The 616-nt window shown below is 63.8% G+C and carries 1 pseudogene; it reads right to left on the reverse strand.

Annotated features, from left to right (window positions below):
• Positions 1-616 (reverse strand): annotated as a pseudogene (locus HP547_RS30055) (thiamine pyrophosphate-binding protein); the annotation flags it as partial.

Raw genomic sequence — 616 nt, forward strand, 5'->3', positions numbered from 1 at the left:
CACCTGCGGGAAGTACACGGCATCGACTTCGGCCGAGCGGAAGTTGATGTGGATGACTTCGGTGCCACCGCGGACCATGAAGAACGGCGGCTTCTCGATCACGTCGTGGCCGATGTTGACGATCAGGTCGGCCGCCTCAACCGCACGATGTACAAAATCGCCGGACGACAGCGCGGCGTTGCCGAGGAAGCGCGGGTGACGCTCGTCGACCACGCCTTTACCCATCTGCGTGGTGATGAACGGGATGCCGGTCTTGTCGATCAGCTGCTTGAGGACCTTGGCGGTCATCTTGCGGTTGGCGCCAGCGCCGATCACCAGGATCGGGTTACGGGCGTTCTGCAGCTTTTCCACGGCCGCTTCGATGGCTTTGTGCTCGGCCAGGGGGCGACGGTGCAGGCTGCGCGGGATCGGCAGTGCGTCGGTCTGCTCGGCGGCGATATCTTCCGGCAGCTCCAGGTGGACCGCACCCGGCTTCTCTTCTTCGGCCAGGCGGAAGGCTTCGCGCATGCGCGCCGGGATGTTGTCGGCCGAGGCGAACTGGTGGGTGTACTTGGTGATGGGGTCCATCATGCCGCACACGTCAATGATCTGGAAGCGGCCCTGCTTGGACTTCTTG

Source organism: Pseudomonas sp. CM27, from assembly GCF_013179515.1.
Lineage (GTDB): Bacteria > Pseudomonadota > Gammaproteobacteria > Pseudomonadales > Pseudomonadaceae > Aquipseudomonas.